We start from the raw sequence: 16,947 nt of genomic DNA on the forward strand, positions 1-16,947 counted from the left end.
CTAATTATTTGCTTAACAAATTGCTCTGAATCGGACAAACTTGGATATTAGTAAAGTGTAACCTGCTTGTGGTGGGGCAGACGAGACAGAGGGATGTCACGATTATGGGGGCCAAAATCACAGCCGATATGGGCAGCGAAGCAGAATATGAAGGCAATGTGCCTTCGGCGGACGATCTTAGCGAAGGTGTAAACGATCCTTCCGTAGACGTGATCGAAATAGCTGGTTCGATTAAGTGGTTCGATGTTGGTAAGGGCTTCGGGTTTATCGTACCCGACAATGGCATGCCCGACGTGTTGGTTCATGTGACATGTTTGCGCAGAGATGGCTTTAAAACAGCCTATGAAGGCTCGCGCATTGTTGTTGAAGCGCTGGACCGCCCCGGTGGGTTACAGGCATTTAGAATTCTCTCAATGGATGATTCTACTGCTAAACATCCAGCACAGATGGCCGCGCCAAATACACATGTTGTGGTGGAGCCTACATCAAAACTAGAACGTTTGCAGGTGAAATGGTTCAACCGCCTTCGTGGCTTTGGTTTCCTTTCAGCGGGCGAGGGACATCCGGACATATTCATCCATATGGAAACGCTTCGTCGTTTCGGTTTGGCTGAACTACGCCCCGGCCAATTTGTTTTGGCTAGATATGGCGATGGACCAAAAGGATTGATGGTTGCTGAAATTCGTCCTGAAGGATGGGGTGACGCACCGTCGTCGCACTAACATTTTGATGTATTCTCATTTTGTGAAACATTTGGCGCGCGGATTGTGCGCCTTTTTTCTGGCTATTGGCCTGTCGGCTTGCTTGGCAGGTGAGGATCAATTGACCCTCGTTACTCAAAACGGCGAGCACAGGTTTTCGATTGAAGTGGTGGATACGGATGAAACGCGGGCTAAAGGGCTCATGTATCGAACCAGTTTAGCGCCCGATGCAGGCATGCTCTTTGACTTTATTGAGGCGCGACCCGTGGCGTTTTGGATGCGTAATACGCTTATCCCGTTGGATATGATCTTTATTTCTGCGGCAGGTAATGTGGTCAACATCCATTCAAATGCCAAGCCACATGATCCAACATCCATCCCCTCAGATGGGCCGGTACGCTTTGTACTAGAAATTGCGGGTGGGCGCGCAAGGCAAATTGATCTGCGTGTCGGCGATCAAGTTATCCATCCACGTATTGATTCTTCGGAATAGTATGCCGGAATAATTTTGTAAAAATGAAATGCACACATAGAGAAGTCGAACAATTGTTGGTTGAGTGAGTGCGCAAGCATTTAGTGAACAGGCAATTATGCGGCCCGAATACTAGCCAGTTTTTGCAAGAGTTGGCGGCGCCACTTGCAGGTCATTCATGACAATCAAAGTTTCGAGGACGGAAAAATACCGCGCCGCAATCACCATGTTGCCGATGCCCATTTTCTGGATGAATCGTGCTTTATGGACATCAACTGTTCGCGGGCTTATGCCCAGTTCCTTACCAATTTTTACAGCGGTAAGACCCTGAATTACCTTTTCAAAAACTTCGAATTCTCGATTGGTAATCTGTTCAAGTTTACGCGCGAAGTTTAACAATTCTGGCGTTTCCGGCAGCGGGTTTGCGCGTTTTCTGCAGTTGATTGTATAATAATCCCGAACACGTCCCACCACCGCTAACAAGTTTGCAGGCGACTCAACGGCCCCAATTGGCGCAATGTTTTCAATATTATTCATTTTTTTGCCTATGGATCAAACACGATGTTATCCGTAGTCAATGTGCGCCTTTTTGTACGAAAAGGCACTTCCCCTAATTGGGGGTAATGACAACTTTAAATTGCACCTAAGCGCATGGCAGTGACAACAGCATGAAGCTTGTTGACGCCGCGCAATTTTCGTTGGCAATTTTGGAGGTAGGTCTTAACGGAGTGATCTGAAATGCCTAAAATCTGGGCCGTCTCCCACACAGATTTTCCCTCCGCTGCCCATTGCAACACCTCAATTTCACGATTTGAGAGTTGAACCTCGCCAGGACTGGGTTGGCATAGTTTAAGAACTTTTGCATGAAATTGATGGGCGAACAAAACCAGATGGGGCAAAATTTTGTTCCGTTTATCCCGCCACTGCCTATTCGACATACTAACATTTGCTGACATCGCACAGCATTCGCCCTCGGGTCCGTGAATTGGCACGGTGATGCCTTGGTTGCCTAGACCATGTTCAGTGGAGTCGGAGAAAAACTTAACCAGTTCTGGCGTTTTGTACCGCTTTGTGTCCCAGTCAAATGGTGTGTGTCTTTGAGTTGCTTCTTTGATTACGGGATCCAACTCATGATATTTGCGGCTTAGATATCTACTTTGCCATTCGTCACTATATGTAGTGATGAAATCGAACGACCTTCCATCGCTTCGAGCGCCAAGGCGTATAATCCCATATGCCAAATGGTCAACGCCCCACTCCTGAACCTTTTGCTGGAATACTACTAAGGCATCATGGCGGTCGGTGAGCTTGAATTCGCCTTCAATAAACTTGGCAGCCGAATGAAAATCCATCCAAATCATATATCCGAATAAAAGAATTAAATTATTTATCGTCCAAAATAAGTATTTTTCAGCCGACGTCGAGTCACTTTTATCGTATCTGTTACTTAAGAGGCGGATTTATTGGTTTTGTTGCGCAATTGTGAACGATGAACTGCGCCATCCACCGAGTTGGGATAAACGGGAACTGGTTTGTGGGAGGGACCAGCTCCTTATCAGTCGGAAGTTTCTTCTGGACGGGGAACGCCCCGGTGGCATCCATGCCCGATCATGGTCCTATGGGAAGCCGCTGTGGCACCAGCCAAATCCAATCCGACGGCTCCCATGATTTTTTTTGCTGCTTTTGGGGGCAATGCCTGAATTAGTATTAAAGCGGGGTAGCGCTTGTGTAGATCGAAAAGGTTATGCCCTCGACCTGCTTTGCAACAGCCCCAAGCTTATTTGTTGATTATCGAATGGCGAGGTGCGGGGAGGGCTTAAAGCGCAACAATCTTTTGCATATTTGTTCTCCCACCTGTTCAAGCAATAAACGCCACAAGTCAGGGTGAAAGTATCAATGCTTAGATAAGTGGCTGATTTGGCGACAAAGTTGGATAAAAATCGCTGAGTAAGACAACCGATAGTTCGCTGGCGACTAAACGCCAACAACAGGTGCGAAATATGCGCCCAAATAATATGGCCAAACGATAAGGCCCAAAAGGCCTTTAAAGAATCCCAGTTTTAAATACCCGACCGTAAACAGCCAGCCAACAAACCAGAGCATGCCTGCGCCACCGTGCTGGGTGACGTTGATTTTACGTTCCATGGGCGGCTTCCCGATTTAGGTGAGAATGTGCCCCCAATCAATCAACAGATTTTGGTTGATTGGGGTCGCGTTATTATGCTCGTTTGACGAGCTTGATCACAAACAGCAGCACAACTGCGCCAATGGTTGCGTGAATAATCGCCGCAATAATGCCACTGCCAATAGAAACGCCGACGATTGGCAATAAGTAGCCAGCAACAACTGCGCCGACAATACCCACAACGATGTTGCCGATTAAGCCAAAACCGAAACCTTTAACAATAAGGCCAGCTAACCAACCTGCAATACCGCCAATGATTAAGAAAACTAGAATATTCATATGTGCCTCCATTTAGCTATGATGAATTGAATATTGGATGTTTGAACCACAAAATCAACGCCTCGGTGAAATTTGGCGTGTATTGTTGTTAACAATGTGCGCGAAAAGGGAATTTCAAACAATTTTCGCGCACATTTCTGGCATTCACTCGCCGCCGCGCGCAGCTTGCATTTTTGCCTTCAGTTCTGCCTCCCAAGTTCCCACATTCTCACGAATCATTTGAGTGTAAGTGCTATCGTCACTATGGGGATCCTCACTTTCGATAAAGGCGCGTGCAGTTTCCACCATTGTCTTGCGATCGAAATCTTCAAATATGCCGGTGAGTTGCTCTGCCTGCTCGCGTGGATGACCAACCGCTTCAAAGACAGAACGTGCTGCGCGGATCGAACTGTCATATGTCTCGCGGATAATATCGCGACAACCCGCAGCCCAAAGGTCATATACATGCCAACGATCGACTGCGCGGGCCACGACATGCACCTTTGGGTGATGTTCATGTATGTAGCGGGCGAGTTCTGTTGCAGCATCTTTGTTGTCAATTGCAATCACCAACACTTTTGCTTCCTCGATTCCGGCGGCATGCAAAAGGTCAGGACGCGTGGCATCGCCGAAATAGGCCCTGAGACCGAAGCGACGTAGCATGGCTAATTGTTCATTGGAGTAATCGATAACTGTTGTTTCGTAGTCAGCTGCTTGTAGAGCTCGGTTTACAATGCCACCAAAGCGTCCGTGCCCAGCAATTATGATTTTCGCATCGGATGGCATGTCATCTGCATCTTGCGCCTGTTGTCGTGCATAGCGCGGCATGATGAGTTTATCATAGCAGATGAACAGCGCAGGGGTGAGCAACATGGAAAGTGCAACAACCAGCAGCAAGAGATCGGCAATTGGTCCCGGCACCACAGCATTTGCAACGGTAAAGGACACCAACACAAAGCCAAATTCACCGGCTTGAGCAAGGCCCAAAGAGAATAACCACTTGTCACTACCACTAAGTTTGAACACAAAGCCGAGCACAAACATGATCCCGGCTTTAAGTGCGATCAAACCAAGGGTTAGCCCAACAATCAACGCCATGTTTTCGCTGAACAGGGCAAAATCGATGCTGGCCCCGACGGTGATAAAGAAAACGCCAAGGAAGATGCCTTTGAAGGGCGCAATATCGCTTTCAAGCTCGTGTCGATATTCGCTGTTCGCCATCACAACGCCGGCTAAGAAGGTGCCGAGCGCTGGGGATAGTCCTACCATCGTCATCAAAAGGGCAATGCCGACCACCATCATCAATGCGGTGCTAACGAACAGTTCTCGTAGGCGCGCGCTCGCAACGTACCGAAATACCGGCCCGGTCAAATACCGCCCGGCGACGATAACTATTCCCACAGCAGCAAGCGTAACAATCGCGGTTTGCCAACCAGGAAGTCCTTCGACGAGGCTGAGGTTTAGACCGGCCTCGCCATGTCCGCCGCCATGATCATCGCCATGACCCAAGGCCGCTGTCAATTCCGGCAACGCCAAAAGTGGGATAAGCGCGAGCATGGGGATAACGGCAATATCTTGGAACAACAGCACAGAGAAACTAGCTTGTCCGCCGTCACTTTTCATCAACCCTTTTTCGTTCAGCGTCTGTGTGACGATTGCAGTCGAGGAAAGCGCAAATATCAAACCAATAGCGAGGGAGACTGTCCAGGGTTGCCCGAAAAACATTGACACTGCCATCACCGCAGCGGCTGTCAAACCGACTTGCAGCCCACCCATCAAAAAGATCCGCGCCCGCATGGCCCACAGAACCTTTGGCTGCATCTCTAGGCCGATCAGGAACAGCATCATCACGACGCCAAATTCGGTGAAGTGCTGTAAGCCCACCACATCGACCCCAGCCCAGTGCAAAATTGGCCCAATCGCAATACCGGCAATTAGGTAGCCGAGCACGGACCCAAGCCCAAAGCGGGAGGCCAAAGGCACAGCAATCATTCCAGCTAGAAATATGGTGAAGGTGATAAACAGGAATTCTGCAGTCATTAAGTCGTCCTTTTGGGGGTTTCTATTTGCGTGTGGGCTATGCTCAACATAGCGTTAGACATTCAAACGCACCATCCCAATTGTGGACCACGACACGCCAGTATGCGAGCCACTTCAATTGGAACGAACGAGCAGGACTGCAAATGTGTTGATATGTGGGAAGTGGGGGCAACCAATTAATGGTGATCCCGACAGGAATCGAACCTGTAACCTGCTGATTAGAAATCAGCTGCTCTATCCAGTTGAGCTACGGGACCAGCTAAGACCACAATCAGTTGGCCATGCGATAGGTGGTTTATTTTATCGGCTTGATGAATTTGTATTTAGTGTGTCCAGGGTGCTTTGCGATCCGATTTAAAGTTATCGGCATAGGCAACCTTTTTGGGTGTTGATTCATGGGGTTGCTGAACCACATATTCGAGCCCTTTGCGCTGGGCGTAGCTTTCGGCTTCTTCCAACGTATCAAACTTGAGTTTGATTTGTGAGCTCATGTCTGTTGAAGAAGTGTAGCCCATCAACGGGTCAATTGAACGCGCTTCTTGAGGTTCGAAAACCAACATCCAATTTTTGGATTTTCCGCGGCCAGATTGCATGGCGTTTTTTGCGGGGCGAAAGATTCTAGCGGTCATGAACCTATCCAATCATTGTTCCGTTGTGGTGATGGTCGGAGTAGCAAGATTCGAACTTGCGACCCCTGGTACCCAAAACCAGTGCTCTACCAGGCTGAGCTATACTCCGACATATCACAACGGATGTGATCACCGGGATGCGATGTACACATTCTTGTGGCATACTGCAAGTCATGATAGTTGCTCATTTCAAGAATATTGCATTTTTTTGTCTGGAACTCTAGTTGGCTAATCCCAAAAACACACAAAATTCAGCCCCAAAGCCCCACGTACTGGATAGTTTCACTTTAAAGCGGTCCATTTTATCCGCGCTGGTGGTCCTTGCATTTTTTTTGCTGATTTTGTCGCTCGATCGCATTGTTACTCAGAACTTGACCCAATGGCCTGATGCAGAACGTGCATTTTTTGGCTCATTGGCCCGGGTAGGGGAATCGGATTGGATGCTTATTCCCACTTTGTTGGTTTGGGTGCTTTCTCAAATGACGAGTTGGATAAATCTGGGATACACAAAAAAATGGGCGGTTCGGGCCATTGGTGGCATGTCGGGGTTCATTTTCATCAGCGTTGCAGTGCCCGGCATAATCGCGGCTTTCCTCAAGGTAGCAATTGGCCGTGCGCGACCCATGTTGATGGATGAAGTGGGAATTCTTCACTTCACACCGTTCGCCGGGGACTGGCGATATGCTGGTTTCCCATCTGGTCATGCGACAACGGCATTTGCTTTGGCTTGGGCAATCTACTTTTTATTCGGCAAACGCACGTTGATTGTGTTTTTAGGTGCGTTTTTGATCTCACTTTCAAGAATTGTAGATGAAGTTCATTATTTGTCAGATGTAATTGCCGGTTCGATGCTGGGCACATTCGGCGCGTTTTGGGTGCGGGACTTTTATCTGAAAAGGCGCTGGGTGCATAACAAGTCTGGGCTTGGGCCAAAAAAAGGGACGCAAAATCGGTTTCTGCGTCCCATTCAAAGATTTTGGCGTCGTAGGTCCGCCAAGACCTAATGCCCGGCAGCCTCGTTATATCTGCTTATTGCTGCTTCTAGGTCGGCTTTCAGGTCGTCCATATCTTCCAGGCCAATATGAACGCGGAACAGGTTGCCTTCTGCCGCCCATTTGGTGGCAGAACGCTGCTGTTTGATGAAAACAGGCAAGATAAGACTTTCAAATCCGCCCCAAGAATATCCCATGCCGAATAGCTTTAGGTCATTGAGCATTGCCGAAATGGCAGACTGTGGGGCGTCTTTAAGTGTGAAGCCGAACAATGATCCAGAACCGGTGAAATCGCGCTTAAATATCTCATGGTCGGGATGCTGTTCCAAAGCAGGATGGAATACTTTGTCGACGACGGGTAGTGTTTCAAGCCATTTTGCGAGTTCAAGAGCACGTTGTTGATGCTCCTTCATCCGTAGAGCAAGGGTGCGCAAGCCGCGCGCGACCAGAAAACTATCTTCAGGGGAAACGCATACCCCGAGCGCTCGATAGGTATCGAGTACAGGTGCTGTCCATTTCTCATTTGTAGAGATGGTGCCAAACAGTACATCTGAATGCCCCACAAACATTTTTGTGCCCGCATGCACCACAATATCGGCACCTAATTCCAAGGGTTTGTAATATAGAGGCGTTGCCCAGCTATTGTCAGTGATGATGGCAATGTCACGATTTCCTCGCGCTGCGGCGATTGCAGGAAGATCTTGCACTTCAAATGTCAGTGACCCGGGACTTTCAGTCAAAATTGCTGTGGTATTTTCGCGAATTAGTGCGTCGATCCCGCTACCGATTCGCGGGTCGTAATACTCGACTTCAACTTGATTCGCTTTCAAAACCGAATCGCAAAACTGACGAGTCGGTTCGTACGCGCTATCGCTTATTAAAATGTGATCATGAGCATGGGCGACCGCAGTTAACGTTGTACTTATCGCGCTAAGGCCAGAAGGCGCGAGCATTGTGGTGTGGGCACCCTCCAACGCGGTAATCACATCGCTTACTGCATCGTTTGTTGGGTTGCCATGACGACCGTATTTATACTGGCGATCACCAGACATGAGCTGTTCAAAATTGTCGAACAACACAGTTGAGCCGCGCACGACCGGCGTGTTTACGAATCCGTCTTGCTGGTCCGGAGACCGCCCCAAATGTGTAAGGATTGTTTGCGCACTCATCTTGGCATCAACGTGTTTTTTGTTACTCATTAATTTTTCCGTTATCAAAGTTATTATTATAGCTACCCACTTATTGGGTGTGTTTCACCATAGCGAGGGAATTATGTAACTTAAGGTCTTGACCGCAAGCAAAAAACCCTTTTCCATTGCGTATATCGTTATGGACACAAGTACCATGGCGATTGTGGCGCCTGAACTTAGGAGGGGAAAGCGTCGCAGATTAAAAAAAAAGGGTTAGGAAACAAAGTTATGAAGAAACAACTCGTAACACTCGCTCTCGGAGCAGTGCTGGGGCTTTCAGCTTCAGCTGCATTCGCAGACACTCTCGAAGACGTAACGGCTAAAGGCTACCTACAGTGCGGTGTTTCACCAAGCACACCAGGTTTTGCTGCGCCAGATGGCAACAACGAATGGGCTGGCTTGGATGTTGACTTCTGTCGCGCCATGGCTGCTGCAATCTTTGATGATGCACAAGCTGTTCGCTTTACACCATTGACATCTAAAGAGCGTTTCACAGCGCTATCTTCAGGTGAAATTGACGTGCTTTCACGTACAACAACATGGACAATGAGCCGCGACACCAACCTTGGTATCGATTTCGCTGGCGTCATGTTTTATGATGGTCAAGGCTTCATGGTTCGTAAGGATCTAGGTGTCGCTTCAGCTACTGAACTTTCAGGCGCTGCGATCTGTATTGAAGCAGGTACAACTACTGAATTGAACGCTGCTGACTACTTCTCTTCAAACGGTATGGAATTCAACGCAGTTGTTTTCGAAGACCAAGACGAAGTTGTAAAAGCTTATGATGATGGTCGTTGTGACGTGTTCACAACAGATTCATCAGCACTAGCTGCTGAGCGTTTGTCACTTGCAAGCCCTGATGAGAACATGATTCTTCCAGAAATCATTTCTAAAGAGCCTTTGGGCCCATCAGTACGTCAAGGTGACGATCTTTGGTACAATGTAACACGTTGGGTTTACTTCGCGCTTCTAGAAGCTGAAGAACTTGGTGTTACTCAAGCTAACGTTGACGATATGCTCGGTTCAGAGAACCCAGGTGTTCGTCGTTTGCTTGGCGTTGAAGGTGACTTCGGTACAGCAATCGGTCTTTCACAAGATTGGGCTTATAAGGCTATCAAGCACGTAGGTAACTACAACGACATCTACGAGCGCCACGTTGGTGAGAATACACCAGTGGGCATCACACGTGCAGGATCAGTTAATGATCTTTGGACACGCGGTGGCCTAATGTATTCACCACCAGTTCGCTAAGCGAACTCGTGTTTAGCGGCTCGGCGTCCTATGACGCCGGGCCGTTTTCTACTAAGGGGGAGGGCAAATTGCCCGCCAGCTCTGATTGGTTAATTTCAGAGAGACTACTCAACAAAAACAAATAGGGTAGCTATGGCTAAAAGTCAGGAACAGCTGCAGCAAAAGCGCAGCGCTACATCGCTGATATACGACCCAAAATTCCGATCATACGCATTTCAAATTTTGCTTCTGATTGGTCTCGTCGTATTCGGATGGTGGATATTTAATAACACCGTAACAAACCTACAAGCTCAAAACAAAACAACTGGCTTTGACTTTCTAGGCATTACATCAGGCTTCAACATTGGGTTCTCGTTGATCCCTTATGACAGATCGTCAACATATTTTGACGTGTTTGTTGTGGGTATACTGAACACTTTGCTGGTCTCTGTAATCGGTGTAATTCTAGCAACAATTCTGGGCTTCATCATTGGCGTCGCCAGACTTTCGAGCAACTGGATCATTGCCAAATTGGCAACTGTCTACATCGAAGTTTTCCGGAACATTCCATTGTTGCTTCAATTGTTCTTCTGGTACTTCGCAGTGTTGAAAAGCATGCCAGCGGTTAAGAACAGCTTGGAAATATTGACCGGTTCAGTTTTTCTGAACAACCGTGGTCTTTATGTGCCAGATCCAAATCCGAATGATTCATTCGTTTGGGTGCAACTCGCCATCGTCGGCGTCATTATTGGTGGGTATTTCCTCCATAGATGGGCACGCCTTCGTCAGGAAGCTACGGGTCAAAGATTTCCGTTTATACCAGCCTTCATCGCGGGGCTCATCATTGTTCCAACACTTGTTTGGATCATTGTTGGCGCTCAGATCAATTTGGATTATCCGGTTCTAGAGCGGTTTAACTTCGCAGGCGGCATTCAAATTCCACCTGAGTTTGTGGCACTTTTATTTGGATTGGTGATCTACACCGCAGCCTTTATCGCCGAAACAGTTCGTGCCGGCATTTTGGCCGTGAATTCGGGCCAAACCGAAGCCGCACAGTCACTTGGATTAAAGAACTCAGACCGTTTGAATTTGGTGGTCATTCCGCAAGCTATGCGGGTGATTGTACCGCCATTAACAAGCCAATACCTGAACTTGACCAAGAACTCTTCTTTGGCTGTGGCAATTGGTTATCCAGAAATCGTGAACGTATTCATGGGTACCGCGTTGAATCAATCAGGCAAAGCGGTTGAAGTTATCTTCATGACCATGATGGTTTACCTCACCTTGTCATTGGCAACGTCTGCCGTGATGAACGTTTACAATGCGCGTATAGCGCTAACCGAGCGATAGGGAGAACACAAATGACTGATACTAGTGTTGCCTATGTACGCAACGAGATGCTTGAGGAGCAACCTGCTCCATCAACAAGCAAAGGTGTTGTGGGTTGGATGCGCGCAAACTTGTTTTCGGACATTCCGAATACAATTATGACGGTAGTTGGGTTCGCCTTTCTTGTTTGGTTCATTCCGCCTATCTTTAACTTTCTTGTCACCGACGCGGTTTTCCCGTGGTCAGTGAACAATACTGTTGAAGCTTGTCGGACTGAAGCAGCGGGTGCGTGCTGGATTTATGTTGTCGATCGGATGGACTTCTTCATTTACGGGTTTTATCCCTCAGAAGAATATTGGCGGGTTAATATCTGTTTTGTCTTGGGCATCATAACATTAGTTCCACTATTGTGGCCTGATTTGCCATACAAGGGCGTGTCTGCAATAGCGTTCTTCGTTGTGTACCCAATCGTTACATTCATTTTGATGAACGGTGGGGCGGTTTTCGGACTTCCCGAAGTGCCAACAGAAAAATGGGGTGGTCTTACACTAACGCTGATCATTGCGACGGTCGGTATTGTGGTTTCCTTGCCTATTGGTGTGGTGCTTGCTCTTGGGCGACGTTCACACATGCCGTTCGTGAAGTATGTGTGTATTGCCTTCATCGAATTGTGGCGTGCGGTTCCGCTGATCACAGTGTTGTTCATGGCATCAATCATGCTGCCACTGTTCCTTCCAGAAGGAACAACCATTGATAAGTTGCTGCGTGCCCTTGTGGGTGTGTCGCTCTTCTCTGCCGCTTACATGGCGGAAGTGGTTCGTGGTGGTTTGCAAGCATTGCCAAAAGGACAATATGAAGCCGGTGATGCACTTGGTTTGAGTTATTTCAAATCAATGTATCTGGTCATTTTGCCTCAAGCGTTGAAGCACGTTATTCCAGGCATTGTGAACAGCTTCATATCGCTTTTCAAAGATACGTCTTTGGTATCGATTGTTGGGCTATTCGATCTTTTGCAAGCCGTGCAAGCAACAACCGCACAAGTTGAATGGAAATCACCTAACCAGGCTATAACAGGCTACCTGTTTGCCGCCGCTGTGTTTTGGATATTCTGTTTCGGTATGTCGCGTTACTCCATGTTTATGGAACGCCGTCTAGACACCGGACACAAGGAGTAAATATATGTCAGAAGTAGACGCAAACGAGATCAAAGTTGATCGCACAAAAATGGTCGTGTCCGATACCGATGTTGCCATTGAGATCAATGAGATGAATAAATGGTACGGCGACTTTCATGTTCTTAAGGACATTAATCTCAAAGTCATGAAAGGCGAACGGATTGTTATTGCAGGGCCTTCTGGGTCCGGTAAGTCAACCCTTATTCGCTGTATCAACCGTTTGGAAGAACATCAGCAAGGCGAAATTATTGTTGATGGCATCGAGCTAACAAACGATTTGAAACGCATTGATGAGGTTCGTCGTGAAGTGGGAATGGTGTTCCAACACTTTAATCTGTTCCCGCATCTTACTATCATGGAAAACTGCACACTTGCGCCAATGTGGGTGCGAGGCATTCCGAAGGCTGAAGCCGAAGCAACTGCAATGGAATATCTTGAAAAAGTGAAAATTCCAGAGCAGGCTGAAAAGTTCCCCGGTCAATTGTCGGGTGGTCAGCAACAACGTGTGGCGATTGCTCGCTCGTTGTGCATGAACCCAAACATCATGTTGTTCGATGAGCCTACTTCAGCCCTTGATCCTGAAATGATCAAGGAAGTGCTGGAGGTGATGGTGAACTTGGCGGAAACAGGCATGACCATGTTGTGCGTTACCCACGAAATGGGTTTTGCGCGTCAAGTTGCGAACCGGGTTATTTTCATGGACCAAGGCCAGATCATTGAACAAAATGATCCGGATAACTTCTTTGATAATCCTCAGCATGAACGTACCAAATTGTTCTTGAGCCAAATCCTTCACTAGTTGAGGAAAATTGAGTTTCCCTCATGAAAATGAGGGACTTTCAATTGCTTAGGAATTATATTTGATTTACATATAATTTGAGCGGCCCATTCGGCCGCTCAAATCGTAAGAGGGATAAGTGAACCGTCTCCGTATTTTCATAGCATTAGTTTTGGTTGCGGTTGTGCAAAGCACCGCAGCCTATTCTGACACGTTAGATAACGTCTTGGAGCGTGGAAACGTGCGATGCGGCGCCACAGAGGGGCACAAAGGCTTTTCAGAAATATCCGATGGCCTGTGGCGTGGATTTGACGTTGATCTATGCCGAGCAGTCTCTGCAGCGGTTTTTGGTGTCGCCAATCGTGTCGAGTTTGTGGAGTTCGAAGGCGCTAGCCGAATTGCGCCGTTGCAAAGCGGCGAAGTTGATCTGCTTGCGCGCAACACATACTGGACCATGGCGCGAGATACCCAATTTGGCGCACAAAATGTAGGTATATCCTATTTCGATGGTCAAGCCATTATGGTTCCAGAGGCGTTGGGCGTTGTATCAGCCATCCAACTTGCCGATGTGACTGCCTGTGCTGTTGTTGGTTCGCTGGAGCAAGCTCGCCTTGAACGTTACTTTTTCGAGTATCAGATCGCCTATAAAGAAGCCTATTATGAGGAATTCGCTGATTTGCGTGTCGCGTATAAAGCTGGGCTTTGCAATGTTGTGACCGCGCCCGCAAGCACATTGCAGGCGATGTTGATTGAAGACTTTGATGAAACAGAACATCGTATCTTGCCAGAGCGGCTATCCAATGATGCTTGGGGACCAGTTGTGCGTGCTAACGATGATCGTTGGCAGGATGTTGTGCGGTGGACACTTTTCGCGTTAATTAATGCAGAAGAGTTGGGCGTGAACTCGCGCAACGTTGACACGATGATTGAAAGCAAAAATCCAAAAGTGCGCCGTTTGCTTGGTTTGGATGGTGAGTTTGGCGCGCCCTTGGGCATTCCAAACAGTTGGGCGCAAGACATTATCCGCGGCATCGGCAATTATGGTGAAATGTATAGTCGGAATTTGGGCCGAGAATCTGGTTTGAATATCGCGCGTGGGCAAAATGAACTTTGGACACGTGGCGGCCTTATGTATGCGCCGCCCGTGCGATAAAGCCGCGGCATTAGCTATTCATTGCGTCTTGCCAATCACGCGCAGAAAATTGATAGGCCTTGCCAAACCCACCATTGATATCGACGCGCAATACATCAAACAGCACGACGTGAAAATCGCTGAACCCAGCGTAGACCTTTGAAGTTGGTCGTTGTGCAACAAAGCTTTGGCGTAGTTCTGCGTCTTGCTTGGTGCCGTGCTCCAAAAACCGTGCGTGACAAATAAGGCTCATGCGGGCTTGGGTTAGTGGATTGCCTTTTGATGCAACGTTGCCCAGCAATATTGAGCATTTGGCTTCGGCTTGCAACGCGCCCGTGTGATGGGCTAATTCCGATATGAGGCTCATCGGTGTGCAACAATTGGCCAACGCGAGACCAATCCGACTTGCGTAAGGGTGCCCATCGGGGTGAATTGACGCCAGCACGCCAAAGTCCAGTTCCATCAGCGACTTAGCCAGTCTAATCGCTTCATCATCAATTGGGTTTATGGGGTTCTTTATTGATCGTCTCCATTGGAACTTTCGTGAACCAAACTCATAGAGATACCATCGACCTTTTTAATTTTCAGAGCGTTTACATCCAAGTCTTCAAGGCAGTGCAAATTTACCCCAAAATGATCAGGCATTGACCGCTTTCGATGAAATGTATAGATGCCGCATTTTGAGCAAAAATAGTGCTGTGCGACTTTCGTGTTCCAAGTGTAGCAACTTAATGCATCTTCGCCGGATAAAAGTTCAAATTTTGTCTCGTGAACAGCGGTCATTACCGCGTTCTTTTTTACGCATAATGAACAGTCGCAAGAAGTTACATGATCAAGTGCGCTAGAAATTCTAAACCGAACGGTGCCACAATGACAGGCGCCTTTATATTGCTTTTCCATCTAGCTATCAAAATGAATGGCGACGCGTCGGTTGATCTTGCCCTTTTTCTCAACCTTGCCAAATCGCATGCGGCCAATTTCCCGCGTGTTCGCAACATGGGTGCCACCACATGGTTGCCAATCCACGGTTTCAGCGCCATCGCTTATTCTAATCATGCGAATTTTGCCCTGACCGACGGGCGGTTTTACGGCCATGGTTTTCACAAGGTCTGGGTTGGCATCAAGCTCTGCTTCTGTGATCCACTCCTCGGTCACGTCGAGTTCACGCTCAATTAGTGCGTTAAGCTGTGCCGCTAATGCCTCTTTATCCTCAGGCGGTTCGGGCATTTGAAAATCCAATCGGCCCTTTTCAGCGCCGATTGAACCGCCAGTTACCGGCAGGGGAATGACGACAGACAGCAAGTGCAGAGCCGTGTGCATACGCATCAGCTTGTAGCGATTTTCCCAATCAATGTGACAAGTGACTTCGTCACCAACGTTGGGTAGATCCTGTCCATCGGTCGGGACATGTACGATCAGGTTTTTATCGCCGTCTGGATGAATGGTGGTGGCGATTTTGATTTTGTCACCAGACGCCGTTTCTAAGAAACCGATATCGCCGGGTTGGCCGCCAGAGGTGGCGTAAAAATTTGTGCGGTCCAACAAAATGCCGCCAAGCTCGTTTACTTCAACGACCTTGCCGGCAACTGCATTTAAATAGCTATCGCTACGAAAAAGAAACTCTGTGCGGTTTGAACCGTTATCCATCATCACTTGCCAATACAGCTTGAATATCAATATCCAAACTGTTGTCCAAAAAGGCAGGTACTGGCAAGCCCTTGGAGTTCAAGAAGTCTTTATTGAAGAGCTTTGTTTGATAGCGATTTCCGTAATCGCAGAGAATAGTCACAATAGTTTTGCCCGGACCCAATTCTTTCGCCAGTTTAACAGCGCCTGCAATGTTGATTGCACTTGAACCACCAAGGCATAGGCCTTCATGGGCAAGCAAATCGTAGATATAGGGCAGGGCCTCAGCATCTGAAATTTGATAGGCGTGGTCGGGTGTTAGCCCTTCCAAGTTCGCGGTGATGCGCCCTTGGCCAATGCCTTCGGTGATTGACGACCCAGTTGAGGCGAATTCACCCGTTTTATAATAGCTGTAAAGCGCAGCGCCTTCTGGATCAGCAATACCGATCTGAATGTCCTTGTTGCGCTCCTTTAGGGCGTGGGCAACGCCAGCTAAGGTGCCGCCGGAACCAACCGCACAAATAAAGCCGTCGACTTTGCCGTCAGTTTGTTCAAAAATTTCGGGGCCGGTAGTTTCTATATGGGCCTGTCGGTTGGCAACATTGTCGAACTGTTGCGCCCAAACAGCGCCCTCAGGCAGCACTTTATTGAGATGTTCTGCAAGACGGCCCGATAGTTTCACGTAATTGTTCGGGTTCTTATAGGGTTTGGCAGGCACTTCAATAAGTGTTGCGCCAGCAAGTCGAATGCTGTCTTTTTTCTCTTTGCTTTGTGTTTCAGGAATAACGATGACTGACTTGTACCCCAGTGCATTAGCAACCATTGATAGCCCAATACCCGTATTGCCGGCTGTGCCTTCAACAATTGTCGCGCCAGGGCGCAAAAGGCCGCGCTTTTCAGCATCGCGAATAATGTAAAGCGCAGCGCGGTCTTTTACGGATTGACCGGGATTTAAGAATTCAGCCTTGCCCAAAATTTCACAGCCTGTCGCCTCAGAAACAGCATTGAGCCGAATAAGGGGCGTGTTGCCAATTGCGTCCAAAACGCTTCTGTGCTTCGTCATAATTCATTCCTTTTGATGTTGGCTAAATATTAAGTCTCAAGTCACGGTTTCTCAAGCCATAAATCGGTGAAAAACAAAGGCTTTTCCCGATATGGAAAATTGACAGCAAACCGATCTAGCATTTGCGAATTTGCGGCGAATGGATTT

General features: G+C 47.9%; 19 protein-coding genes and 2 tRNA genes. 8 read left to right on the forward strand and 13 right to left on the reverse strand.

The genetic code is table 11. The annotated features are described in order from the left end of the window. Positions 1-104: 104 nt before the first annotated feature. Positions 105-722: a cold-shock protein gene (locus tag ACSHWX_RS13870; protein WP_435668824.1), complete on the forward strand. Its 618-nt coding sequence runs from the start codon at positions 105-107 to the stop codon at positions 720-722. A gap of 43 nt (positions 723-765) precedes the next feature. Further along, positions 766-1,194, forward strand: a complete 429-nt coding sequence (locus tag ACSHWX_RS13875; protein WP_435668825.1) for a DUF192 domain-containing protein — start codon at positions 766-768, stop codon at positions 1,192-1,194. A gap of 111 nt (positions 1,195-1,305) precedes the next feature. Here the strand turns inward: ACSHWX_RS13875 and ACSHWX_RS13880 are convergent, their stop codons facing one another. The 8 genes from ACSHWX_RS13880 to ACSHWX_RS13915 all read right to left on the reverse strand — a co-directional run bounded on the left by ACSHWX_RS13880 (position 1,306) and on the right by ACSHWX_RS13915 (position 6,394). Next, positions 1,306-1,710 (reverse strand): LuxR C-terminal-related transcriptional regulator, encoded by a 405-nt coding sequence (locus ACSHWX_RS13880; protein WP_435668826.1) that lies wholly within the window; start codon positions 1,708-1,710, stop codon positions 1,306-1,308. Positions 1,711-1,805: 95 nt separating this feature from the next. Next, the gene (locus ACSHWX_RS13885) at positions 1,806-2,525 is read right to left on the reverse strand and encodes a helix-turn-helix transcriptional regulator (protein WP_435668827.1); all 720 of its coding nucleotides are present in this window, start codon (positions 2,523-2,525) and stop codon (positions 1,806-1,808) included. Positions 2,526-3,147: 622 nt separating this feature from the next. Then, positions 3,148-3,318 carry a hypothetical protein gene (locus tag ACSHWX_RS13890; protein ID WP_435668828.1) on the reverse strand — a complete coding sequence of 57 codons (171 nt, stop codon included), beginning with the start codon at positions 3,316-3,318 and terminating at the stop codon, positions 3,148-3,150. 73 nt (positions 3,319-3,391) lie between these two features. Further along, on the reverse strand, positions 3,392-3,637 hold the full coding sequence (locus ACSHWX_RS13895; RefSeq protein WP_435668829.1) for a GlsB/YeaQ/YmgE family stress response membrane protein: 246 nt from the start codon (positions 3,635-3,637) through the stop codon (positions 3,392-3,394). A 144-nt stretch (positions 3,638-3,781) separates the two neighbouring features. Beyond that, positions 3,782-5,656, reverse strand: coding sequence for a cation:proton antiporter domain-containing protein (locus tag ACSHWX_RS13900; RefSeq protein WP_435668830.1), 1,875 nt, complete (start codon positions 5,654-5,656; stop codon positions 3,782-3,784). Between the two features lie 180 nt (positions 5,657-5,836). Further along, positions 5,837-5,913, reverse strand: a tRNA-Arg gene (locus ACSHWX_RS13905). A gap of 66 nt (positions 5,914-5,979) precedes the next feature. Next, positions 5,980-6,285, reverse strand: a complete 306-nt coding sequence (locus tag ACSHWX_RS13910; protein WP_435668831.1) for an ETC complex I subunit — start codon at positions 6,283-6,285, stop codon at positions 5,980-5,982. A gap of 32 nt (positions 6,286-6,317) precedes the next feature. Then, a tRNA-Pro gene (locus tag ACSHWX_RS13915) sits at positions 6,318-6,394 on the reverse strand. A gap of 115 nt (positions 6,395-6,509) precedes the next feature. On the opposite strand from ACSHWX_RS13915, the gene ACSHWX_RS13920 reads away from it, so the two are divergent. Further along, positions 6,510-7,289: a phosphatase PAP2 family protein gene (locus tag ACSHWX_RS13920; protein WP_435668832.1), complete on the forward strand. Its 780-nt coding sequence runs from the start codon at positions 6,510-6,512 to the stop codon at positions 7,287-7,289. Here the strand turns inward: ACSHWX_RS13920 and metC are convergent. Next, complete coding sequence (metC, locus tag ACSHWX_RS13925; RefSeq protein WP_435668833.1) at positions 7,286-8,476, reverse strand: cystathionine beta-lyase; 1,191 nt, start codon at positions 8,474-8,476, stop codon at positions 7,286-7,288. The two genes, ACSHWX_RS13920 and metC, sit on opposite strands and share 4 nt — an antisense overlap. Before the next feature lie 219 nt (positions 8,477-8,695). Between metC and ACSHWX_RS13930 the strand changes: the two genes are divergently transcribed. The 5 genes from ACSHWX_RS13930 to ACSHWX_RS13950 all read left to right on the forward strand — a co-directional run bounded on the left by ACSHWX_RS13930 (position 8,696) and on the right by ACSHWX_RS13950 (position 14,132). Further along, complete coding sequence (locus ACSHWX_RS13930; protein ID WP_435668834.1) at positions 8,696-9,718, forward strand: amino acid ABC transporter substrate-binding protein; 1,023 nt, start codon at positions 8,696-8,698, stop codon at positions 9,716-9,718. A gap of 132 nt (positions 9,719-9,850) precedes the next feature. Next, positions 9,851-11,047, forward strand: coding sequence for an amino acid ABC transporter permease (locus ACSHWX_RS13935; RefSeq protein ID WP_435668835.1), 1,197 nt, complete (start codon positions 9,851-9,853; stop codon positions 11,045-11,047). 11 nt (positions 11,048-11,058) lie between these two features. Beyond that, positions 11,059-12,201, forward strand: coding sequence for an amino acid ABC transporter permease (locus ACSHWX_RS13940; RefSeq protein WP_435668836.1), 1,143 nt, complete (start codon positions 11,059-11,061; stop codon positions 12,199-12,201). 4 nt (positions 12,202-12,205) lie between these two features. Further along, positions 12,206-13,000 (forward strand): amino acid ABC transporter ATP-binding protein, encoded by a 795-nt coding sequence (locus tag ACSHWX_RS13945; RefSeq protein WP_435668837.1) that lies wholly within the window; start codon positions 12,206-12,208, stop codon positions 12,998-13,000. Positions 13,001-13,118: 118 nt separating this feature from the next. After that, entirely contained in the window at positions 13,119-14,132 is a 1,014-nt protein-coding gene (locus tag ACSHWX_RS13950) for a transporter substrate-binding domain-containing protein (protein WP_435668838.1), read from the forward strand. 10 nt (positions 14,133-14,142) lie between these two features. Here ACSHWX_RS13950 and ACSHWX_RS13955 read toward each other — a convergent pair whose 3' ends face one another. From ACSHWX_RS13955 to ACSHWX_RS13970, 4 genes are read right to left on the reverse strand one after another with little or no spacing between them, the layout of a single operon-like run. After that, complete coding sequence (locus tag ACSHWX_RS13955; protein ID WP_435668839.1) at positions 14,143-14,574, reverse strand: hypothetical protein; 432 nt, start codon at positions 14,572-14,574, stop codon at positions 14,143-14,145. 53 nt (positions 14,575-14,627) lie between these two features. Beyond that, a complete protein-coding gene (locus ACSHWX_RS13960; protein WP_435668840.1) occupies positions 14,628-15,011 on the reverse strand; it encodes a GFA family protein in 384 nt (127 codons plus the stop codon). Continuing rightward, on the reverse strand, positions 15,012-15,758 hold the full coding sequence (locus ACSHWX_RS13965) for an alanyl-tRNA editing protein (RefSeq protein WP_435668841.1): 747 nt from the start codon (positions 15,756-15,758) through the stop codon (positions 15,012-15,014). After that, positions 15,751-16,800 (reverse strand): cysteine synthase A, encoded by a 1,050-nt coding sequence (locus ACSHWX_RS13970; protein WP_435668842.1) that lies wholly within the window; start codon positions 16,798-16,800, stop codon positions 15,751-15,753. The genes ACSHWX_RS13965 and ACSHWX_RS13970 overlap by 8 nt, the downstream gene beginning before the upstream one ends. Positions 16,801-16,947: the final 147 nt, after the last annotated feature.

The organism is Maritalea sp. (genome assembly GCF_051251695.1).
Lineage (GTDB): Bacteria > Pseudomonadota > Alphaproteobacteria > Rhizobiales > Devosiaceae > Maritalea.